Source organism: Pseudomonas sp. R11F (assembly GCF_050312575.1).
GTDB lineage: Bacteria > Pseudomonadota > Gammaproteobacteria > Pseudomonadales > Pseudomonadaceae > Aquipseudomonas > Aquipseudomonas palleroniana.
This window is the reverse complement of sequence record NZ_JBNPJU010000072.1, coordinates 25019-46367: the sequence shown is the minus strand read 5'-3', so window position 1 is coordinate 46367 and position 21349 is coordinate 25019. Positions and strand designations below refer to the sequence as shown.

Annotated in this window: 24 protein-coding genes; 10 read left to right on the top strand and 14 right to left on the bottom strand. The window is 59.8% G+C overall.

The genetic code is table 11. From position 1 onward, the window contains the following. Nucleotides 1-18: 18 nt before the first annotated feature. From ACQRBV_RS23615 to ACQRBV_RS23605, 3 genes are all read left to right on the top strand, one after another. Nucleotides 19-354, top strand: coding sequence for a nuclear transport factor 2 family protein (locus ACQRBV_RS23615; protein WP_411983897.1), 336 nt, complete (start codon nt 19-21; stop codon nt 352-354). Between the two features lie 15 nt (nt 355-369). Further along, the gene (gene zapE, locus ACQRBV_RS23610; RefSeq protein ID WP_411983898.1) at nt 370-1491 is read left to right on the top strand and encodes a cell division protein ZapE; all 1122 of its coding nucleotides are present in this window, start codon (nt 370-372) and stop codon (nt 1489-1491) included. A gap of 150 nt (nt 1492-1641) precedes the next feature. Further along, nucleotides 1642-2133: a GNAT family N-acetyltransferase gene (locus ACQRBV_RS23605; protein ID WP_090371465.1), complete on the top strand. Its 492-nt coding sequence runs from the start codon at nt 1642-1644 to the stop codon at nt 2131-2133. A 100-nt stretch (nt 2134-2233) separates the two neighbouring features. On the opposite strand, the gene ACQRBV_RS23600 is transcribed toward ACQRBV_RS23605, so the two are convergent. The 3 genes from ACQRBV_RS23600 to ACQRBV_RS23590 all read right to left on the bottom strand — a co-directional run bounded on the left by ACQRBV_RS23600 (nt 2234) and on the right by ACQRBV_RS23590 (nt 4691). Further along, nucleotides 2234-2455, bottom strand: coding sequence for a hypothetical protein (locus tag ACQRBV_RS23600; RefSeq protein ID WP_060757102.1), 222 nt, complete (start codon nt 2453-2455; stop codon nt 2234-2236). Between the two features lie 158 nt (nt 2456-2613). After that, entirely contained in the window at nt 2614-4356 is a 1743-nt protein-coding gene (locus ACQRBV_RS23595) for a phosphoethanolamine transferase CptA (RefSeq protein WP_090371463.1), read from the bottom strand. 158 nt (nt 4357-4514) lie between these two features. Next, the gene (locus ACQRBV_RS23590) at nt 4515-4691 is read right to left on the bottom strand and encodes a DUF6026 family protein (protein ID WP_158510695.1); all 177 of its coding nucleotides are present in this window, start codon (nt 4689-4691) and stop codon (nt 4515-4517) included. Between the two features lie 269 nt (nt 4692-4960). Between ACQRBV_RS23590 and gnd the strand changes: the two genes are divergently transcribed. The 3 genes from gnd to ACQRBV_RS23575 are packed head-to-tail and all read left to right on the top strand — an operon-like array spanning nt 4961 to nt 8285. Beyond that, nucleotides 4961-5944, top strand: a complete 984-nt coding sequence (gnd, locus tag ACQRBV_RS23585; protein ID WP_090371461.1) for a phosphogluconate dehydrogenase (NAD(+)-dependent, decarboxylating) — start codon at nt 4961-4963, stop codon at nt 5942-5944. Further along, the gene (gene zwf / locus ACQRBV_RS23580; RefSeq protein WP_411983899.1) at nt 5941-7464 is read left to right on the top strand and encodes a glucose-6-phosphate dehydrogenase; all 1524 of its coding nucleotides are present in this window, start codon (nt 5941-5943) and stop codon (nt 7462-7464) included. Before gnd ends, zwf begins: the two co-directional genes overlap by 4 nt. Then, nucleotides 7461-8285, top strand: coding sequence for an HAD family hydrolase (locus tag ACQRBV_RS23575; RefSeq protein WP_411983900.1), 825 nt, complete (start codon nt 7461-7463; stop codon nt 8283-8285). Before zwf ends, ACQRBV_RS23575 begins: the two co-directional genes overlap by 4 nt. Before the next feature lie 66 nt (nt 8286-8351). On the opposite strand, the gene ACQRBV_RS23570 is transcribed toward ACQRBV_RS23575, so the two are convergent. Next, nucleotides 8352-8612 carry a hypothetical protein gene (locus ACQRBV_RS23570; protein WP_025857279.1) on the bottom strand — a complete coding sequence of 87 codons (261 nt, stop codon included), beginning with the start codon at nt 8610-8612 and terminating at the stop codon, nt 8352-8354. Nucleotides 8613-8958: 346 nt separating this feature from the next. Here ACQRBV_RS23570 and ACQRBV_RS23565 point away from each other — a divergent pair, with 346 nt between their 5' ends. Next, complete coding sequence (locus tag ACQRBV_RS23565; protein ID WP_411983901.1) at nt 8959-10284, top strand: sigma-54 dependent transcriptional regulator; 1326 nt, start codon at nt 8959-8961, stop codon at nt 10282-10284. A 104-nt stretch (nt 10285-10388) separates the two neighbouring features. On the opposite strand, the gene ACQRBV_RS23560 is transcribed toward ACQRBV_RS23565, so the two are convergent. From ACQRBV_RS23560 to ACQRBV_RS23530, 7 genes are all read right to left on the bottom strand, one after another. Continuing rightward, nucleotides 10389-11690 carry a hypothetical protein gene (locus ACQRBV_RS23560; RefSeq protein ID WP_411983902.1) on the bottom strand — a complete coding sequence of 434 codons (1302 nt, stop codon included), beginning with the start codon at nt 11688-11690 and terminating at the stop codon, nt 10389-10391. Nucleotides 11691-11738: 48 nt separating this feature from the next. Next, complete coding sequence (locus ACQRBV_RS23555) at nt 11739-12482, bottom strand: hypothetical protein (protein WP_411983903.1); 744 nt, start codon at nt 12480-12482, stop codon at nt 11739-11741. Nucleotides 12483-12519: 37 nt separating this feature from the next. Beyond that, a complete protein-coding gene (locus ACQRBV_RS23550; protein WP_411983904.1) occupies nt 12520-13200 on the bottom strand; it encodes a C39 family peptidase in 681 nt (226 codons plus the stop codon). Nucleotides 13201-13261: 61 nt separating this feature from the next. Next, entirely contained in the window at nt 13262-14008 is a 747-nt protein-coding gene (locus ACQRBV_RS23545; RefSeq protein ID WP_060757093.1) for a hypothetical protein, read from the bottom strand. A gap of 67 nt (nt 14009-14075) precedes the next feature. After that, on the bottom strand, nt 14076-14627 hold the full coding sequence (locus ACQRBV_RS23540) for an adhesin (protein WP_244383703.1): 552 nt from the start codon (nt 14625-14627) through the stop codon (nt 14076-14078). Beyond that, nucleotides 14627-15076: a hypothetical protein gene (locus tag ACQRBV_RS23535; RefSeq protein WP_104993473.1), complete on the bottom strand. Its 450-nt coding sequence runs from the start codon at nt 15074-15076 to the stop codon at nt 14627-14629. Before ACQRBV_RS23535 ends, ACQRBV_RS23540 begins: the two co-directional genes overlap by 1 nt. A gap of 317 nt (nt 15077-15393) precedes the next feature. Further along, a complete protein-coding gene (locus ACQRBV_RS23530; protein ID WP_161549503.1) occupies nt 15394-16395 on the bottom strand; it encodes a FecR family protein in 1002 nt (333 codons plus the stop codon). Nucleotides 16396-17052: 657 nt separating this feature from the next. Here ACQRBV_RS23530 and ACQRBV_RS23525 point away from each other — a divergent pair. After that, nucleotides 17053-18081: an Ldh family oxidoreductase gene (locus tag ACQRBV_RS23525; RefSeq protein ID WP_060757090.1), complete on the top strand. Its 1029-nt coding sequence runs from the start codon at nt 17053-17055 to the stop codon at nt 18079-18081. A 36-nt stretch (nt 18082-18117) separates the two neighbouring features. On the opposite strand, the gene ACQRBV_RS23520 is transcribed toward ACQRBV_RS23525, so the two are convergent. Beyond that, nucleotides 18118-18438: a DUF883 family protein gene (locus ACQRBV_RS23520; protein ID WP_016979401.1), complete on the bottom strand. Its 321-nt coding sequence runs from the start codon at nt 18436-18438 to the stop codon at nt 18118-18120. A 163-nt stretch (nt 18439-18601) separates the two neighbouring features. Here ACQRBV_RS23520 and ACQRBV_RS23515 point away from each other — a divergent pair, with 163 nt between their 5' ends. Further along, nucleotides 18602-18856, top strand: a complete 255-nt coding sequence (locus ACQRBV_RS23515; RefSeq protein WP_060757089.1) for a hypothetical protein — start codon at nt 18602-18604, stop codon at nt 18854-18856. Here ACQRBV_RS23515 and ACQRBV_RS23510 read toward each other — a convergent pair. Then, complete coding sequence (locus tag ACQRBV_RS23510; RefSeq protein ID WP_244698593.1) at nt 18849-19742, bottom strand: LysR family transcriptional regulator; 894 nt, start codon at nt 19740-19742, stop codon at nt 18849-18851. The two genes, ACQRBV_RS23515 and ACQRBV_RS23510, sit on opposite strands and share 8 nt — an antisense overlap. An 82-nt stretch (nt 19743-19824) precedes the next feature. On the opposite strand from ACQRBV_RS23510, the gene ACQRBV_RS23505 reads away from it, so the two are divergent. Next, on the top strand, nt 19825-20751 hold the full coding sequence (locus ACQRBV_RS23505; RefSeq protein WP_060757087.1) for a carbon-nitrogen hydrolase family protein: 927 nt from the start codon (nt 19825-19827) through the stop codon (nt 20749-20751). Between the two features lie 45 nt (nt 20752-20796). Here the strand turns inward: ACQRBV_RS23505 and ACQRBV_RS23500 are convergent, their stop codons facing one another. Then, a complete protein-coding gene (locus ACQRBV_RS23500; protein WP_411983905.1) occupies nt 20797-21348 on the bottom strand; it encodes a GNAT family N-acetyltransferase in 552 nt (183 codons plus the stop codon). Between the last annotated feature and the right edge of the window lies 1 nt (nt 21349).

Below are 21349 nucleotides of genomic sequence, written 5' to 3'. Positions count from 1 at the left end.
CAAAAAAGGAGCTGTGCCATGTCCCTTCCTGAGTTGGCCCCGGCCATCGCGGCCTATATCGAGGCGGCCAATACCTATGACACTTCGGCGGTTGCCCAGTGCTTTGCCGACGACGCCAACGTATTCGATGAAGGCGAGCATCAGGTCGGCACCGCCGCCATTGCACGATGGATGGAGGACACCGGGCGTCGCTACCAGCCTCGGGTCGAGGTACTCAAGGTTCAACACCGCACCGGCAAGGTGCTGGTCAGCAATGTGGTGCATAGCAATTTCCCCGGTAGCCCGCTGGAGCTGCGCTACACCTTTCGCCTGAACGAGCAGGGCAAGATTTCACGGTTGGATATCTCGCTGTAAGTCATACTGGCGGCCATGACATTCGACTCTCCGCTCGCCGCTTACCAACAGGCCATCAACCAGCAAGGTTTCGTGCCCGACGACGCCCAGCGTCGGGCGGTGGACGCCTTGCAGGCTTGCCACGCAGCCTTGCACCAAGGCCACTCGCCCATCACCGGGGTTTACCTGTGGGGCCCGGTGGGGCGTGGCAAGACCTGGTTGATGGACCAGTTCTACCAGAGCCTGAAAGTGCCTGCCCGGCGCCAGCATTTTCATCACTTCATGGGGTGGGTGCATCAACGCCTGTTCCAGCTCACCGGCATTCAAGATCCCTTGCAGGCATTGGCTCGCGAGTTGAGCCGCGAAGTGCGTGTGCTGTGTTTTGATGAACTGTTCGTCAATGACATCGGTGACGCGATCATCCTCGGTCGCCTGTTCCAGGTGATGTTCGAGGAAGGGGTGGTGATGGTCTGCACGTCCAACCAGCCGCCGGAGCAACTGTACGCCGATGGTTTCAATCGCGAACGCTTCCTGCCGGGTATCGAGGCCATCAAGCGGCATATGCGGGTGGTGGCGGTGGACGGCGCTGAAGACCATCGTTTGCATCCGGGAGCCGGCCTGCAGCGTTATTGGGTTAATCAGCCGGAGGCGCTTGCTACGCTGTTCAAGCAGCTGAGCGAAGGGCAGGCGGTATCCGACGGGCCGCTCAGCGTGGGTCACCGAAGCCTCGCCGCCGTGCGGTTCAGCGACAGCGTAGTGTGGTGCCGCTATGCCGATCTGTGCGAGCAACCGCTGTCGGCAATGGACTTCATGCTGTTGTGCGATCGATTCAAGGCCATCCTGCTCGGTAAGGTCCCCAGCCTGAGTGCGCAGACCCGGCCAGGCCGCATCGCCCGGGGCACCGAAGATGGTGCGCAACGTGTCGAGGCCGGTGATCGAGAATTACCGGCCCTGTCGGTGCACGATGACAGCGTGCGGCGCTTCATCGCGCTGGTGGATGAGTGCTACGACCGCAAGGTCCCGCTGTTTATCGAGGCGCAGGTGCCGCTCCAGCAGCTCTACACCGAGGGCTACCTGGAATTTGCGTTCCGGCGCACCTTGAGCCGCTTGCAAGAGATGCAGTTGCTGCGTTTCGGCGCCGGGGAAAAATCCACGTAAAATGTAGTTGGCGCGTTTTGGAAACGCACAACCTTCGTGCTTTCTGTCGGGCATTTGTAGTTAATCTCCTTCATCTGCGTCCGGCTCCACGCTTACAATCCTCGTTCTCAAAGGGAACCGGTTCCCTTGTTGTCGCAATCGAGGAAGGCAATGGACACCCCAGATATCCTGGTGCTGCAAGCCAGCTACACAAACCCTGTGCACGCCGAGGCCATTGGCCAAGTGCTTAATCACTACGCGCAGGACCCGATGGGCGGAGGCCATGCCTTGCCGGCCGACCTGTTGGAGCAACTGCCTGCCGAATTGGCCAAACGCCCCCACGCATTCAGCGTACTGGCGTTTGTCGGTGGCGAGCCGGCGGGGTTGGTCAATTGCTTTGAAGGTTTCTCGACCTTCGCCTGTCGCCCGTTGGTCAACGTCCACGACGTCGTGGTGATGCAGGCGTTCCGTGGCTTGGGGCTGAGCCAGAAAATGCTGCAGAAGGTTGAAGAGATCGCGCGTCAACGGGGTTGCTGCAAGATCACTCTGGAAGTGCTGGAGGGTAACGCCGTCGCGCAATCGGCGTATCGCAAGTTTGGCTTTGAAGACTCGGTCTTTGATCCGGCCCACGGTCGCATGTTGTTCTGGAAGAAGTCGCTTTAATAAACACAGGCATAAAAATGGCGCCATCAAGTGGCGCCAAGTTAACCTTTGCCACAGGAGCGAAGTGGCACAGGGATATGCGGATTAAGTCAGTGTTAAATCAACTTTTCGGAAGCGGCTCTGAACGGTTCTGTTCAACACTGGAGGCTTTTACCGACTTGCCATCGGCGGACGCAGTCTGTTCATTCGTGCCGTGGGTTTGCTGCTGGACCAGATTGAAGTTGTTGTAGAACTCTTTCGAACGCTCTGAACCGCCTTCGGCGAAGGCAGCGGCGGAAGTCAGGGTCATCAGGCTGGCAAGCATTAAAGTCGAAAGTTTCATGGCAGTATTCCCGTTAAGAGTGAAAGGTATCCAGTCGTTCCGTGATTAGATTCATGGAGCGACTATGGGCCTATCTTATTAACTGGGGGTTAACGCGGTGATGACCCGAAGTTAACGTTTTTGTTAACTTCGGGAATATCTGAATAATCAGTCAATGATTACTTGAGAACGACGTCGGAAGCGTCCGCGGCTTTTGGCTTGAGCAAGCTGAAATCAATCAAGCTCTTCTGCTGGCGTGCATAGGGGTCGCCAATCAAGCGGGGGCGTGGCTTGAAGCTGTCGTTGACCAGGCTCTTGCTGCGGTCCCACTCATCGAAACTCAGCCCGGCCAAGTCGGCCCAGGTGTGGATCAGCTGTGCGCTGCTGTACGGGCGCTGCAAGTCTGCGGCGAAGCTCCAGTCGTGGGTTTCACGCCACTTGGGCGAGGCGTAGGCCATGAATGGAATCGTGTACATCGGCGCTGTCGGTTTGCCCTCGTTACGGCCCAGCGTGCTGTGTCCGGCCGAGTCGTAGACGTCCTCGCCGTGGTCCGACAGGTACAGCAGGAAACCGTTCGGATCGGTCTTGGCGTAGTCCTTGATCAGGCTCGAGACCACGAAGTCGTTGTACAGCACAGCGTTGTCGTAGCTGTTGTAGATCGGCAACTGTTCATCGCTGATGCCCTCGGGCACGCCCTGGCGATCGGTGAATTTCTCGAAGGTTTCCGGGTAGCGGTACTGGTAGCTCATGTGCGTGCCCAGCAGGTGCACCACGATGAACTTGCGCTCGGCGGTATCGGCCAGGGCCTTGGAGAAGGGTGCCAGCACGTCACCGTCGTACTGGCGAGCATTCTGGTTACGGTTGTTGTTCAGGTACACCTGCTCGTCGGCCTGCTCGGAGAAGGTCGTGAGCATGGTGTTGCGCTTGGTCATGGTCTGCTGGTTGGTGATCCAGAAGGTCTTGTAGCCGGCCTGTTTCATCACGCTGACGATCGACGGCGTCTTGAGGTAAAGATCCGGGTTCTCTTCGTCGGCGAAGGTCAGCACCTGTTGCAGCGCTTCGATGGTGTAGGGGCGCGGGGTGATGACGTTATCGAACACGGCCAGTTGGTCGCGCAGCTTGTCCAGCTCCGGCGTAGTGTTGCGCGGGTAACCGTAGAGGCTCATGCGCTGGCGGTTGGTGGACTCACCGATGACCAGTACCAGGGTCGACGGTTGGCCGGCCATGGTGTCCTTGAGGTTTTTCAAGGGGGGAATCTGGCTGGCACTGGTCAGCATGCCTTGCATGTTGTTCAGTTGCTCGGTGTAGCGGCGATAGGCAACGATCATCTGCCACGGCACCGCCGGCTCGATGCGGCTTTCGAAGCGCTCAATCGCTTGTTCCCGGGTGTCGCTGGTGGCGAACTGCTTGACCAGTGGGTAACCGACCACGGCTACGACGATCGCGACGGCGGCCAGTATCGACTGGCCACGAGGCAGGTAGACCGGGCGCAGGCGCGTCCACAGGAAAACCGCCATGGCGGTATGGGCGATGAACGCCAATATGATCCACCAGGCAAAGTATTGGGTGGCATATTCGCCGGCTTCAGAGATGTTCGATTCGAACATGATGAAGATGACGCTCTGGGAAAATTCCTGCTGGTAGATGAAGAAATAACCCAGGCTGGCCATGGAGCATGCCCACAGCACGACACCGATCAAGGCGGCGAGCAGGCGCGTGCGGCGCGGGAACAGCAACATGGGTGCCAGCCACAGCGCGCTCAGGAAGAAGGCTTGCCGGAACCCACTGAAGCCGGACGTGCCGGTCAGTTGGATGAGTAGTTGGGTAATACCCGAGAAATACCAGAAAAACAGAAACAGCCAGCCCAGGCCGGCCCAATCAAAGCCTTTCGCAGTCGTCGTGCTGCGTTTGAACATCGCCATCCAGCGCCCCATCAGTCAATGATTGCCGCGCACACGCGCACGGCATCAGGCCGCTCGGTAAGTGAGCGGCATCGCGGATCGGAAGTATCGGGACAGGTATGTGAAAACTTTGTGAGTTTTCTGTAGGCATTGCCTTGCAACGCTCTGGCGTGCGGCGCTTAGCAGAGTGCAGGCTTGGTGCCCGACGGCTGTTCCAGCTGGGCTTGCAGTTGCGAGCGTAGGCGCAGAACCTCTTGCTGCAACTGATCGCGTTCGTCTTTGAGCTGGCGCAGTTCATCGCGACGAACGGTGACGTAGAGGGTTTGCGGCGGTTTGGTCATTTGTACTGCGCTCATTGCTTACCTCGCAAATAGCCGGTAGATCGCGGTGCCGGAGTGCTCGGTTCGAGGTTCTCGGCATCAGTCGAGAGCAAGTGTGAATTCTTTTTTGGATCAAGGGAACTTTTTTATTTTTGGTGGTCGTGTGACTTTTGGTGGGGTGATGTTGAAACGATGGCGACTTTTTTGTCATGAAACTACACGGATCTGCTCTGGACTAATCCTCATTAGCCTCATTGCGCTATAAACTATGTCACACATTTTTTAGTAGTTAGGAGCATCAGCACATGCAACTGGGGATTATCGGACTAGGCCGCATGGGCGGTAACATTGCGCGGCGCCTGATGCTCAATGGGCATACCACCGTTGTATACGACCGTAACGAAGCATTCGTCAAAGGCTTGAGCGAGGAGGGCGCCACCGGCGTTGCCGACCTCAAGGCCCTGGTTGCCGGGCTGCAGAAGCCGCGTACCGTCTGGGTCATGTTGCCGGCAGGCGCGCCCACCGAAGACACCATCAACGAACTGAGCACACTGCTTGAAGACGGTGACGCCATCATCGATGGCGGCAACACCAACTATAAAGATGATGTGCGTCGCGCCAAGGCCTTGGCCGAAAAGGGCCTGCACTACGTCGACGTGGGCACTTCCGGCGGCGTCTGGGGCCTGGAGCGCGGTTATTGCATGATGATCGGTGGCGACGCGCAGACCGTGCAGCGCCTGGACCCGATCTTCAAGAGCCTGGCGCCGGGTCTGGGTAGCATCCCTCGCACCAAGGACCGCGCCGCCGATGCCGACCCACGTGCGGAACAGGGCTACATCCACGCCGGCCCTGCGGGCTCCGGCCACTTCGTCAAGATGATTCACAACGGCATCGAGTACGGGATGATGCAGGCGTTCGCCGAAGGTTTTGACATTCTCAAGACCAAGAACTCGGAAAACCTGCCGGAAGACCAACGCTTTGACCTCAATGTCGCCGACATCGCCGAAGTGTGGCGCCGTGGCAGCGTGGTCTCGTCGTGGTTGCTGGACCTGACCGCCGACGCCCTGGCCACCGACCCGAAACTCGACGGTTACTCCGGTTCCGTCGCCGACAGTGGCGAAGGTCGCTGGACCATCGAGGCCGCCATGGAGCAAGCGGTGCCGGTGCCGGTGCTGTCCACTTCGTTGTTTGCACGTTTCCGTTCGCGCCAGCAGAGCACCTACGGTGACAAAATGCTGTCTGCCATGCGCTTCGGCTTTGGCGGTCACGTGGAGACTTCCAAAAAATGACCGCCAACGGCAAGAAACCCAAGGCCGAACCCGCCCCGCCCACCACACTGTTTCTGTTTGGTGCCCATGGGGATCTGGTCAAGCGCCTGCTCATGCCGGCGCTGTATAACCTCAATCGGGATGGGTTGCTGGGCGATGGCCTGCGTATTGTTGGCGTTGATCACAATGCCATCAGTGACGCCGACTTCGCCAAGAAGCTTGAAGATTTCATTCGCACCGAGGCGGCAAGCAAGGTCAGGGGCAGTGCTGGAAACGCATTGGACCCTGAGCTGTGGGCGCAGTTGGCCAAAGGTATCAGCTACGTCGAGGGCGACTTCCTCGACGACACGACCTACGCCGATATCGGCAAGAAGATCGCCGAAAGCGGCACCGGTAACGCGGTGTTTTACCTGGCCACCGCACCGCGTTTCTTCAGTGACGTGGTGCAGCGCCTGGGCAGCGCCGGGCTGCTCAACGAAACGGACGAGGCCTTTCGCCGTGTGGTCATCGAAAAACCTTTCGGTTCCGACCTGGCCACTGCCGAGGCGCTCAACGCGTGCCTGCTCAAGGTGATGAGCGAGAAGCAGATTTATCGCATCGACCATTACCTGGGCAAGGAAACGGTGCAGAACATCCTGATCAGCCGTTTCTCCAACGTGCTGTTCGAGGCTTTCTGGAACAACCATTACATCGACCACGTACAGATCACCGCGGCCGAAACCGTCGGCGTGGAAACCCGGGGTAATTTCTTCGAGAAAACCGGTACCCTGCGCGACATGGTGCCCAACCACCTGTTCCAGTTGCTGGCAATGGTGGCGATGGAACCTCCGGCAGCGTTCGGTGCCGATGCGGTGCGCGGCGAGAAGGCCAAGGTCGTCGGTGCTATCCGGCCGTGGTCCCTGGAGGAAGCCCGGGCCAACTCGGTACGTGGCCAGTACACCGCCGGCGAGATCGGCGGCAAGTCGCTGCCCGGTTACCGCGAAGAGGCGAATGTCGCGCCCGACAGCAGCACTGAGACCTTCGTTGCCCTCAAGGTGATGATCGACAACTGGCGTTGGGTCGGCGTGCCGTTCTACCTGCGTACCGGCAAACGCATGAGCATCCGTGACACCGAGATCGTGATCTGCTTCAAGCATGCGCCCTATGCCCAGTTCCGCGATACCGAGGTGGATGAACTCAAGCCGACTTACCTGAAAATCCAGATCCAGCCCAACGAAGGCATGTGGTTCGACCTGTTGGCCAAACAGCCCGGGCCGACCCTGGAAATGGCCAATATCGAATTGGGCTTCGACTACAAGGACTTCTTCGAGATGCAACCGTCGACGGGTTATGAAACCCTGATCTACGACTGCATGACCGGCGATCAGACCTTGTTCCAGCGCGCCGACAACATCGAGAACGGCTGGCGCGCCGTGCAGCCGTTCCTCGATGCCTGGAAAGAGGATGACGGCATCCAGGCCTACAAGGCCGGTGAAGACGGCCCGGCAGCCGCCGACGCGTTGCTGGCCCGCGATGGTCGTAGCTGGCACGCTCTGGGATGAATGACGTAGCGATTCATCCCATCCGATTCGTCTTGAGTGATATGGACGGGACGCTCTTGCGTCCCGATCATCAGCCCAGCCAACGCACCCTGGATACGGTACGCGCGCTGCGCGATGCCGGCGTGCTCTTCAGCCTGGCCAGCGGGCGGCCGCCCAAGGCCATGTTGCATATGATCGAGGCCTTCGGGGTCGATGTGCCGGTTGCGGGCTTCAATGGCGGCACGCTGATCAACCCGGACGGCAGCATCCTGGTCGCCCACCACTTGCCGGCGGAGGCGGCGTTGGTGACGTTGGCGCTGTTCTCCGGCGAGCCGGACGTAGAGGTCTGGGTATTTGCCGATGGCGACTGGTTGCGTCGCGACCCGCCAGGTCCGATGGTACAGCGTGAAGCCGATGGTCTTGGTTACGGTCCGAAAGTGGTCGAGAGCTTCGAGCCGTACCTGGATCGGGTCGACAAGATTGTCGCGGCCAGTCAAAACACCCAGTTGCTGGTGGAGCTGGAAGCACGCTTGCAGCCCAAAGTGCAGGGTTTGGCCCAGGTCTCGCGTTCGCAACCGGTTTATCTGGATGTGACGGCCATGCTGGCCAATAAAGGCGAAGCCCTGAAGACGTTGGCGGCGCATCTTGGAATACCGCTGGAGCAGACAGCCGCCATCGGTGATGGCGGCAATGACCCGGCGATGTTTCACGTGGCGGGTTTTTCGATTGCCATGGGCCAGGCGGAAGAAACCGTCAAGCGCCAAGCCAGTGTCGTCACCGGCAGCAATCTCGAGGATGGCGCGGCGCAAGCGTTTGAGCGCTTTATTCTTGCGGCGCGATAAACCCTTAAGTTCCAATGCCGAACTTGCGCTCGCTGTTCTACAGTGAGCGCAAGTTAGCGCAGCGGCTTACTTGGGCATTGCCCAGGACTGCAACTGGTAGCCATCTTTGTCGAGTTCGGCGCGGGCCTGCAACAACAAGTCTTCCAATTGTGCCGGGTCGGTATAGGCGCTCGACGAAAGTTGTTTGCTGCCAATACGGGTATTAGTGCGGTCGATGACGCTCAGGCTGAGGGCACCATTGCCATCGTGCCAGGCTACGCACTGAAAGGGCTGGAAAGCACGGTCTGCGATCAAAAGAGCTTCGTTGATGCGGAGCGGGGCGTTCATGTGGGTCGTCTCTCTCAATGCCCATTCAAGTGAAATGCCGTCGGTTGGGCTGACCGTGCGGCGGGTTACTTGTACTGATGCACGATGGCGGGGTACGGGTCACATGTTAAAACAAGAAATTTCGACTTTTCCTGATTAGAGTCATGTAAGCGGCTGTTTTGAAAGCTGAATGAAAGTTTGCGCGCGCCGCAACTTTTTTGTAAATGCGCTGAGAAAGTGGCTTTTTGCCGCCTCCTTATAGCGAATTAGTACAAAGCCTGCGTCAAGATCTTGCTAGGGTTATCAGCAGCTGCCACAAACTATTGTTTCTAAATAACTTTAGTCATTTTGACGTCAGGGAATAGTCATGGTTGTTACACCTGTCCAGCGCCGCCTGCTCGTGGTTGACCCCTGTGACGATTGCCACGGGCTGTTACCCGGTTTACGCAGCGCCGGCTGGGAGGTGGACAGTTGCGACCTGGAAGCCGTGGGCGAGCGATCCTGCGATGTCGGCCTGCTGCGTTTGCACCCCTCGCACCTGGAACGCCCGGAGGCGGTCAAGGAGTTGATCAGCCGCAGCGGTACCGAATGGATCGCCGTACTCAGCCAGGATGTGCTGCGCCTGCAAAACGTCGGCGATTTTGTCTGTGAATGGTTTTTCGACTTTCATACCTTGCCGTTCGACGTCTCCAGGGTGCAGGTCACCCTGGGCCGTGCCTTTGGCATGGCGCGCCTGCGTGGCAAATGCCACGCGCGGGTCGACGAGCCCGAGCATGAGCTGCTCGGCGACAGCCGCCCGATCCGCGAGCTGCGCAAACTGCTGGCAAAACTGGCGCCCACCGAGTCACCGGTGTTGATTCGTGGTGACAGTGGTACCGGCAAGGAGCTGGCGGCCAAGACCCTGCATCGCCAGTCACAGCGCCATGGCAAACCCTTTGTCGCCATCAATTGCGGCGCGATTCCCGAACATTTGATCCAGTCCGAGCTGTTTGGCCACGAAAAAGGTGCGTTTACCGGTGCCCATCAGCGCAAGGTCGGGCGGATCGAAGCGGCCCACGGGGGTACGCTGTTCCTGGATGAGATCGGTGACTTGCCCATGGAGTTGCAGGCCAACCTGTTGCGCTTCCTGCAAGAGAAACAGATCGAACGGGTCGGTGGTAGCCGGCCCATCCCGGTGGATGTACGGGTACTGGCCGCGACTCACGTCGACCTGGAAGCCGCCGTGGCAAAGGGCACGTTTCGTGAAGACCTGTATTACCGGCTCAATGTGCTGCAGGTGGTGACCGCGCCGTTACGCGAGCGTCACGGTGATGTAGGGATGCTGGCCAACCATTTTTCGCATTTTTACAGCCAGGAGACCGGTCGTCGTCCGCGCAGTTTCAGTGAGGATGCGTTGGTTGCCATGGGCGAGCACCTGTGGCCGGGCAATGTGCGCGAGTTGGCCAACCGTGTACGGCGCGGCTTGGTGCTGGCGGAGGGGCGACAAATCGAAGCCGCCGATCTGGGTTTGCAAAGCCGGCAGGCAATCGCGCCAGTGATGGCTACACTGGAAGATTACAAGCACCGCGCCGAACGCCAGGCGCTGTGCGATGTGCTCAACCGGTACAGCGACAACCTGAGTGTCGCAGCCCGTGTCCTGGGCGTATCCCGGCCAACGTTCTACCGGTTGCTGCACAAACACCAGATCCGCTAGGGCGGGTAAACCAAAAAGCCCCGCAACGACCCTTATCGTTGCGGGGCTTTTTCTTGTCTGGCCTTTCCTGGTGAGTGTTCCAGGCTGCAAAGCAGCCCTTTGCGTCAGAAGTAGTACGGGAACTTCAGGCTGAAACTGAACGAAGGCGCATCCGGCGTGATGCCGATGGCCAGGTTCGGCACGATGGTCAGGTTGTCGGAGGCCGCGATGGTCATGCCCACGTTGAAGTAGCCGGCATTGGCATCGCTGGAAACCACGGACTGCCAGTCGCGGCCATCCGGCTTGAGCTTGCTCTGGCGCTGCACGAGGTCGGACACCGAGAACGACATGCTCATTTTCTCGTTGAGCGCGAAGGCCACGCCGGCGCCGAGCTGGAAGCTGTCGCCCAGGCGTACCTTGCCGCCCACTTTCTGGTTGACGTCGCTGCTGATATCGTCAAACGAGCCTTCCAGGTTGTGGGTGTAGGAGAACGACCCAAACAACACCGCCGGGTCGAAGGTCTTGACCAGGGAAATACCAGGGGTGATCGACCAGACACCGTTACCCGTAGGCAGGCTTTCGGGCAGGAAAAGGTTGTCGTTGTCGGGTTGCTTGATCAGCTTGATGCCAAACGGGTCTTTACCCGTAGGTGCCTTGACCCGCAGAGAGACCACTGCATCCGGCAGGCTTGGAGTTTCGTCGAGGAATTTGTACGCTACGCCGAAGTTCACGTCACCCAGGGTTGGATTGCGGGTGACTGAAGCTTCCGATGTCGCGGTGGCATCGTTGCCGGCGCCGCTCGACTGGTAGGTCGACTCGCGGTACACCACCGGCGCGTTCACGTCGAACTGCCAACGGTTATCGACGTTGTAGCGCGCGGTCAGGTCAAGGGTCCAGCTATCGGACTTGATCCGGTCCAGGTTGAGATTGCCCAGGAAGATCGAATCCAGCGCCAGGAAGCCGTTGAGGGTCAATTGGCGCGCATCGTAGCGGGCATAGGTAATGCCGGTTTCAACGCTGAACTTGCCATTGCCGAAAAAGCCGCTGGCTTCGTTATAAAGGTTGCTCACACTTTGCGCGGGGGCCGAATCATCCTTGAGAGACTGCCCGTAGGAACTGCCGCCGCCTGCCGCGCCTCCGGACGCCGCTGCGGCACCTGTGCCGGCGACAGCCGTGCCGCCTTTCTTGAAGTCGGCGGGCGACTTGGCCAGGCGTCGCGGCGCGGGTGTTGCCGGTTGGTCTTCGACCTGGCGTACACGCTGTTCCAGCACCGCGAGGGCTTTTTGCTGCACTTCGTAACGCTGTTTGAGCTCGAGGAGCTCCTGTTTGAGGGTTTCGACATCGGTATCTGACGCTGCATACAACATGGATGCGGGCAGGAGTGTACTCAAACAGACCACCGCACGTAGCGATAACGATCGTTGCATGAAATAAGCCGTCCTTTTTAATGCTTAAGTGTCGAGGGTCAGCGTAGTTCAATAACCGAGATTGCGTAGGCCTTTGAGTTGATCCAAGTTGCAGTTCAACGCGCGATTGTTCAGACCATTGTTCATCACGACATTGAGCTGGGTCATGTTGTTGACGAAGTTGGAGTTGCCGGTCAATACCGTACCTTGCAACACATTCCCGCCGCCGATCTGCTGCAGGCTGTTGCCTTGGTTATGATTGGCCTGGATCGCCATCTGCAGGCCGCCGTTGTTGGCTGATACGCTCACGTGGCCTGCCGCGCTATCGCCGGTGACGGTACCGCCGGCGACCAGCACTTGGCCCGATTGCACGGCATTGGCAGGGGCGAAGCCGTTCTGGCTGATGTTGATGCCCACATCGTTGTAGGCGGTGTTGCCATCGCCGGCCGTGCGCACGCTCTGGGTCACGCCCTGGCCGCTGCCCAGGCCCGCGCCGCCTACCACGTTGCCGGTGCCGGTGTGCTGGTTCGTCCCGCTACCGGAGGCGCCGGTAGTCTGTACATAGAACTGCGGGGTGATCGTGGTTTTATCGATCTGCATGCTGGCCTTGCCGGTAATGGTGTCGCCCACGGCGTTGGTCCAGGTGCTGCTCATCACAATGCCGAAGCTGATGATTCGCCCCGGCATTACGTAACGGCCACGCAGGTCGGCCATTTCCGAATCCTTGAGTTCGATCGGTTTGAACCCCGATGACGCATAAGCAGGCATTGCGGCTGCCAGACACAAGGCGGTCAGCCAGCGGGAAGTGTTCATCTTCAGCTCCTGGAGCGTCCTGCTCCTTATTGCGCTTCTAGAAGAAGTCGCTTTGGATAAAACCGAAGTCCATCAGCTCGGTATCGGCCAGAGGCTTGAACTGGTTCATCATGTTCCTGGCGGTCAGTGGCGTGGGCGGAGTGAGCAAGACATTGGTCTTGTCATAACCCTCGCCCAGCACGGCGAATACGATGCCATTCCAGCCCTTGACGAAGTCGTCCTTCGAGTAGCGTTTATGGCCCAGCACCGGGTCGCCGATATACACCCAGTCCTTGTCGGCGCGCTGCATCACCACAAAATGCTTGTAGCCTCGAATTTCCAGCAATACCACTACGGGGATTCTCACCGTCACCAGCGTCTCTGGCGCAATTTTGTAGCCTCGGGCACGCATGCCGATGCTTTCGAGATAGCGCTTCATGTCCAGCATGGAAAATCCCTGGGTACGTACCAGGTTCTGGTCGGCGGTTACCAGCATGCCTTTGATGACATGATCTTCGTCGACGTCCAGCCAATAGGCCTGGCGCAGGATGGTGGCAAGTGCCGCGGCACCGCAGCTGAAATCGGTTTTCTGTTCCACCAGGTTGGCGAAGCGCCGCTCACGAATACTCTCGACCTTCTTGAAGATGACTGCACCGCCAGGCATGGCGGAAACCGCCATGGTGCCTGCCCACGCAGGGCCGGTGAGCAGCATCAGGAGGGTGAGGGTCGCGAGGCGCATGATCGTATGACCTGCTGGACACTGGAATAAAAAAGGGCCTTGTTGGCAAGGCCCCATTGGATCAGAAGCGCACGCCGCTGGCGCAGACGCTGCAACCCTGGCCGATCGACAGGCTGTTGCTGCCTTGGTTGCCGGCACCGGATTGCAGGTTCACACCCACGTTACCGGAGTTGCGGTTAACCGAGTTGTCGAGGCTGGAGTTGTTGGACACGTATTGAGCCTTGCTGCCCCAGCCATAGCCGTGGCTGGTAGCCGCGGTGTTGAGGAAGGTGTTGTTGAGCGAATTTTGCTCGGTGTTGGAGGCTGCCGCGATGTTTTTACCATCGGCGGTGGTGATCGCCAGGTTGTTTTTACCCTGGTTGCCCTGGCCGGCCTGACCGTTGTAGCCCACGTTGCCGGAGTTGCTGTTCACCGAGTTATCCAGCGACGCATTGTTTTGCGTGCCTTTGTTGGTGAAGGTGTTGTGGGTGCTGCCTTGATCCACGTCGATCACTGCAAACACCGTTGCAAAGTCGCCTTTGGCACTGGAGATAGCACCGGCGTTGTCAGCTTGGTTGCCCGAGCCCGACTGCGCGTTTACCCCAACGTTACCGCTGTTGTTGGTGACCGAGCCATCAGCCGAAGCATTGTTCTCGGTTTTGGTATCGTTGAATTTGTTGTGTGCACTTTTTTGCACGTCCGTCACGACGGAGGCAACAGTGCCGGTGGGTTGAGGGGCAGGGTGCCAGCCACCCCCTGCTTGAGCAGCGGCAGCCATGAGTGCGGCGAGAGCGAAAACCAGTGGTTTCAGAGCCATTTGAGGTTTCATGGTGTTTCTCCTTGCTTCTAATTAGTTGGTTAAGTGTTGGTACGGTCTAACGTGTGCTACCAAGCGCTTACTTGATAGTGATGCCCAGGGTGTTAGCCACTCGGTTCCCCACCCCGGCACTCTGGTTCACCTGAATCACTCCTCGGCTGCCGGTGAAGGCCTGGTCGCTTGTCACGACCTGGCGGCTGCCAGTGGTGGGGGTGAGCCCTGAGTCGGTTGCCAGCGTCGTGGTGTTCTGTTGCAACAAGACGCTGTCGTCGATGCTGAGCGGGGCAGGGTTTACGCTGATCCGCACGGCATTGACTGATTGGTTATTGGCCCCGGCCGACTGGTTGAAGCCCAGTACACCGTTGCCGTTGCTGAAAGAGGTGCCCTGGATCGCCGCCTTGGCGTTCAGGGAGGGATCGACATTGCCATCCATTCGCTGGATGTTGAGAGTGGTGGCCTGGCCGCCCAGGGTGACGGCGCGGTTGTTGGCCATCTGTTGCTGGCTGCCTGCAGCCTGGTTGATCGACAGGTTGCCGCCGTAGTCCTGCCCGCTGTTGTTGATTGTCGCGGTGTTGTCGGCCATGGCCGCAGCACTGCCCAGCAGGGCAAGTAGCACCAGGGAACGGTTCATCATTTGCCCCCCATCATGCTGCCGATGTTGTTCAGGGGCGCCATGCCGCGCTGGATCGAGTCGCTGATCTGCCCACCCACGCCGCTGCCTGCACCGTGGCCGGCGGCAGAGCCGGCACCCAGGGTCGACATGCCGTTCTGAGTGGCTTGCAAGTGGGTCAAGTTGCTGCTGGATTGGACCGCTTGCACGATGCTCGAACCGCTGCTGATGCCGCCGATCGCCGCATCACTGAGCTCGCCCGTGGCGCCTATGACTTCCCGGCTTGGGTTGGCGTTGGCGGTGGTGGGGTAGGGGTCTGGCCCGAAAGGGGGACGCCCGTACATGTGACCTTGTACATCGCGGCCTGTCACGATAACGCCGTCACCCGCATAGCTCGGAACGCTGAGGCCGACACTGAGTGCACAGCTGATCAGCAGCATGTTCATCGAAACTTGAGTGAGTGTGGCCACGGCGGCATTCCTTATTCTTCGCGCTGACCCTAAACAGCGCTGTAAGGAATAGAGCAGAAGCTGTGCCGCTTTTTATTTATCGTTGTTATTCAAAGGGTTGAGTTTCTTGTGGGGCGAAGTGATGGTCAGGGTGTTTCATTGATGAAACAACAGCCCTCTGATGGGATATGCCCAGTCTTGTCTGAAGGTGTCTCAGCAATGAAACACTGCGCATGACAAAACGATGAATTCGCCTAGAGTGGGCGATCCAGAGGCGCAAGGTGTTTCAAAAATGGACACTGCGGGCACGAACGAAGCGGCCTTGGCAGGTAGAAGGCTCAACCTTTGGGGGCTTTACGCGGGATGGAATTGAGGACGGGGTTGCCTTCCAGGTTCTGGGTCAGGTAGACCGGCAGCACTTTAGGCAGGGACGGGATGAGGTTGTTGACCTCGTTGATGTTGTAGATGCCACCGATGCGAATCGCCCCGGTACTGGCGTCCGCCAGCATCACCGGTTTGTCCAGGTAGCGGTTGATCAAAGGCAATGCGTCGGAAAGCGCCAGGTTGTCGAGGATCAGCTTGCCCTGGCGCCAGGCCAGCGCGGTATCGTCGGGGGCGGTCGCCTGCACGCGCGGTGTCGCGTCGCCGGGTTGGTAGCTGGCCTGCATGCCGGGGTTCAGCGGTACGCTGGCGTGCAGGTTGTCGCTGGCGACCTGTACCGAGCCCTCCAACAGCATCACCCGCACCTGGTCTTCATATTTCCAGACGTTGAACTGGGTGCCGGTGACCCGCACCTGGCCTTCGCCGGCCTGCACGATAAACGGGTGGGCACGGTCGTGGCTGACGTTGAAGAAGGCTTCGCCTTTTTTCAGCGTGACCCGACGCTGGTCCTTATAGTTGCTGTAGACCAACTCTGTGCCCAGGTTGAGTTCCACCTGGCTGCCATCGCCCAGGGTGACCTGGCGCAACCCGTGCGTGGCGTCATAGCGTTCATAAGCGCTGGGCACCCAGCCCGCTTCCCAGCCGGTGAAGGCCGCCAGGGGCAATGCCACCAGGCTGATCGCCGCTGCGACCGCATAAGTGCGCCAACGGCTGCGTGGCTTGAACGGCAGCGGTACTGCCCCAGCGCTGGGCTCATGGCGTGGCAGGTGGTCGGCGACGTCCCAGATCTCCAGCATCGCGGCGTATTCAAAAGCGTGCAGGGGGTGGGCGTCGTGCCATTGGGCAAAAGCCTGACGTTCAGCGTGCGTGCAATCGCTGGCGTGCATGCGCATGCACCAATGCGCGGCCGCATCGGTGATGGCGTCATATTCGGCTTCTGAAAGGGACTTTTCGGTCATCAACTCATCCTGATTTCGCACATTCTAACCTCCGTAGCAGGATGACGAGAACTGCCATCATGGTGATTGCATTTCAATTGGGAGTGGTTCTCGTTTGTTGTCTTCTGAAGCCTGGATACCTCCACAACTCCGGTGCCAAGTTGAGACCTTGTGGCGAGGGAGCTTGCTCCCGTGGCGGCCTATGAGCCGACCTGTTGGAGTGACCGAGTACATATCCATTGCTGCGGTAACGGCGGCTTATGGTTCCGCTCTTACAGCGGGTCACTTTTGGAAGGACCCAAAAGTAACCAAAAGGTCCTTGCCCCACCACTCGGCACCTCGCTCAGGCTCGGTGTGCCCGAACACAGGCTTGAATCCGTGGGCCGCCGCCACGCGCCATCCATGGCGCGGGGCGGCTAACCCGGCGTCCTGCCGGGTTACCCACGGATTCAAGCCTGCGTTCGGCCAGCGTGGTTTAACGGGGCGCCTGAGATCAAGATCACAAGCAAGATCAAAAACACAGCAAACAGCGCGTCAGGGTCATCATTTGTGTAGATATCTATGCCTCTGCTGGGAACGAAAAACGCAGGTTGACAGTGGGCTTGCCCCCCGGTGTTTAATCGTCGGCCTGGCTACCCAGTCTTGTTGCCCCTTCCAATCATAAAATCGGAGCTTCAGATGTCACAGGTCCATGAGCGGGCGTTGGTCCGCATCGGTTTTGCCGAGCTGGTGGCGTTGCTGCATCGGGTCTTCGTATTGCACGGTACCTCGCCGCAGGTGGCCGCGACCTTGGCCCGCAACTGTGCCGGCGCCGAGCGCGATGGCGCGCATAGTCACGGGATTTTCCGTATACCCGGTTATGTCAGCACCCTGGCCAGCGGCTGGGTGAATGGCAAGGCCGAACCGGTGGTCACCGATGTCGCCTCAGGCTTTGTGCGGGTGGATGCCGGTAATGGTTTCGCCCAGCCGGCGCTTGAGGCTGCGCGCCCGCTGCTGGTGGAAAAAGCCCGCAGTGCCGGAATCGCACTGTTGGCCATTCATAACTCCCATCACTTTGCCGCGTTGTGGCCTGACGTCGAGCCGTTCGCCGAAGAGGGGCTGGTGGCGTTGAGCGTGGTCAACAGCATGACCTGCGTGGTGCCCCATGGCGCCGACCGTCCGTTGTTCGGTACCAACCCGATTGCTTTCGCCGCCCCGCGTGCCGATGGCGCGCCGATTGTGTTTGACCTGGCGACCAGCGCCATTGCCCATGGTGATGTACAGATCGCGGCACGCAAGGGCGAGCGCCTGCCGCCGGGCATGGGCGTGGACAGCCTGGGCCAGCCGACCCAGGATCCGAAGGCCATATTGGAAGGGGGCGCATTGCTGCCCTTTGGCGGGCACAAGGGCTCGGCCTTGTCGATGATGGTGGAGTTGCTGGCGGCGGCCTTGACCGGCGGCAATTTTTCTTTCGAATTCAATTGGGCCGACCATCCAGGGGCGCGTACGCCCTGGACGGGGCAGTTATTGATTGTGATCGACCCGAGCAAGACCGCCGGGCAAAGCTTTGCCGAGCGTAGCCAGGAATTGGTGCGCCAGATGCATGCGGCAGGGTTGCGGCGGTTGCCGGGGGATCGGCGTCATCGCACACGGGAGCGGTCGGACGCGCAGGGTATCGAGGTGGATGCCGAGGAGTTGGCGCGGCTGCGAGAGCTGGCCGGCGAATAAAACAGGCTGCGCCAGCGCTGGCGCAGCCCGATTCGATCAGTTGCGGCGACCCAGCAACAGGCCGACGACCAGGCCGAAGCCTGCGGAAATCGCGACGGTCTGCCATGGATGGCCACCGATGTAGGTTTCGGTGGCATCGACCACCGGCTTGCTGCGTTCACGTACGTTGGACACCGAGTCCAGCGCTTGCTTGAGTTTGATGGCAACCTGCTCGCGCAGGGTTTCTCCTTCTTCACCCACCAGGGATGCGCTGCTTTTAAGCAGCTTGTCCGACTCTTCTATCAGCGCGGTCAATTCGCTGAAGGCTTGATCCTTGATTTGGTCTTCGACGGCTTGGGCAGCGGTTTTGCGGGCCATTGGGTGACTCCTTGCAAGTGGATGTGACAGTGAACAATGGAGTATCGGGCCTCGGCAAAAGTTGCAGTTTTTTTGCGCCGAGGCCGTCGAAGGCTAAATCCGGATCAGGAAGTTTCGACCTACAGTGTAAGATGTCGCCTATTTGTGCAGCAGGTAATTCAACATGAGCTTCAATCTCGCCAACAAGACCCTCGCCGAACGCGCCGAGCTGGAAGATGAAAAGTCCCGACTTTACGAGCTGTGGCAAACCAACCTGGGCAAGGCCAAGGGGGAGGCCGCGCGGCTGTTCGGCGAGCGTGCCAAGCGCAAGGGCAAGTGGGCCGAATGGGTCCGCGCGGAACTCGACGGCATGTCGCCGCCGGAGTTTTCCAACATGGTGCGCAGTGAAGTCAACAAGCTGATGGCGGCGGCTAAATAAAGCACGCCACGATCGCCTCGCGTACCTTCAGCAACAGGGGGTCGAGCTGGGCCTGGGTGCGCCAGCCCAACTCCACCGGATAGCGCGGCAGCGCCAGCGGGCAGGGCAGTACGCGCAAGCCGGTCATGCGCGCAATCGCCTCGGCGGCGTGCCCCGGAATGGTGGCGACCGCCTGGCTGCCCTTGAGCAAGTACGGCAGCGCCGCAAAGTGGCTGGTGGATGCACACACCTGGCGGCTCAGCCCCTGCGCCGCCAGCCCCTCATCGGTAATCCCGATAAACCCGCCCGACGACACCAGCACATGTTCGCGTGTGACGAACTCGTCCAGGCTGATGCTGGCCTGGTCCGAGTCCACCAGGCAGCGGTAATCACCTTCTCCCACGACTTGGCGACTGAGCCGGCCTTGGGCGAAACCACCGGCGGTGATCGCCAGGTCGAGGGTGCGATCAAGCAGGGCGGCAGCGACAATCTGGCTGTGGGTCTGACGGAAAATCACCCGCAGTTTCGGTGCGCGTTGTGCGATTGCGTCCATCAGCCGACGGCCATAGGCAATCTCGAAATCATCGGACAAACCCACCACCACCGAGCGTCCCTGATACTGCTGGTTACCCGGGTCGACCATTGCCAGGCTTTGGCGACAGCGGTCCAGCGCTTCGCTGATGACCGGTTTCAACTGATTGGCCCGCAACGTCGGCGCCAGGCCACGCCCTGTACGCACAAACAATTGATCGCCATACACCTCGCGCAGGCGGCGCAAACCTGCGCTGATGGCCGATTGCGTGACACCCAGGCGCAAGGCCGCCCGGCTGGCACTCGACTCGTCGTGCAGGGCTTCGAAGGTTTTCAGCAGGTTCAGGTCGACCTGGGTGATATTCATTTGGCTCATATCATTTAGCACTGAGGTGGGCTTTATTCATGATCGAGGCTGGCGGGAAAATGGGCAACCCCCCTCATTCGGAGTGAACCTGATGCCTGTTTCGATAGTGGCTGCCCTGCAAATCGGTGCCTTGCCTGGCGGCAAGGCCGAAACCCTTGAGCAAATCCTGGCGTATGAGCAAGAAATCAAACGCAGCGGCGCACAACTGGTGGTGATGCCGGAAGCCCTGCTGGGCGGTTATCCCAAAGGTGAAGGGTTTGGCACGCAATTGGGTTACCGCCTGCCCGAAGGTCGCGAAGCTTTCGCCCGCTATTTTGCCAATGCCATTGATGTGCCGGGCGCGGAGACGCAGGCGCTGGCCGAATTGTCGGCGCGTACGGGGGCGAACCTGGTGCTCGGTGTGATCGAACGCAGTGGCAGCACCTTGTATTGCACCATGCTGTATTTCGAACCGACGGGCGGCCTGGTGGCCAAGCACCGCAAGCTGATGCCCACCGGCACCGAACGATTGATTTGGGGCAAGGGCGACGGCTCGACCCTGCCGGTGATCGACAGCGCCATAGGGCGCATCGGCGGCGCCGTATGCTGGGAAAACATGATGCCGTTGCTGCGCACGGCAATGTACGCCAAGGGCGTCGAAGTGTGGTGTGCGCCGACAGTGGATGAACGCGAGATGTGGCAAGTCAGCATGCGCCATGTGGCCCACGAAGGTCGCTGTTTCGTGGTCAGCGCCTGCCAGGTGCAGCCATCGCCCGAGGCGCTGGGTGTGGAAGTGGCCAACTGGCCGGCGCAGCGCCCGTTGATCGCGGGCGGCAGTGTGATTGTCGGGCCGATGGGCGATGTGCTCGCCGGGCCATTGCGCGGTGAGGCAGGCTTGTTGACGGCGCAGATCGATACGGACGAGCTGGTGCGTGCGCGCTATGACTACGACGTGGTGGGGCATTATGCCCGGCCGGATGTGTTTGAGTTGACGGTCGATGAGCGGGCCAAGCCGGGCGTACGCTTCATCGCTGACTGAACACCGCTCAGCTGTGTGGGAGGGCCGGCTCCCACATTTGCAGCCTCATTGGCTCAGGCGTGGGTATTCCAGCCATTGCTCGCGAGTCATTTCCCAGAGGTCCCGCGGGAAGGTACCTTCAACGAACTCGCCTTGATCCGTGCGCACCCAGCGCATCCCTTCACGCTCGGAAATCCGGCGCGACGCCAGGTTCGGCGCCGCCTTGGGCACCCTCAACAGTGGCCGCTCCAGTACGCCAAACCAGTAGTCGTTCACCGCCGCACAGGCTTCGCGCATCAAGCCTTGCCTTTGCCATTGTGGGCCGAGCCAAAAACCACGGTTGTTATCGTGTTCGTCCATCAGGCTGATATTGCCGATTAACCTGTCCGGCGCGCTTTTCAGGCGGATCGACCAGTGCCATTCCTTACCACGGGCCATGGCGGGCAGGGCGATTTGTTCCAGATAGGTGCGTGCGCCATCGGCCGGATAGGGCCAGGGCACCAGGGCGTTGAGGTAGCGCACGACTTCCCAGTGCGGGAATTGCTGTTGGATGCCCTCGGCGTCGGCCAGGGTCAGTGGTTGCAGGATCAGTCGTTCGGTGAGCAAGGTCGGTTGCATG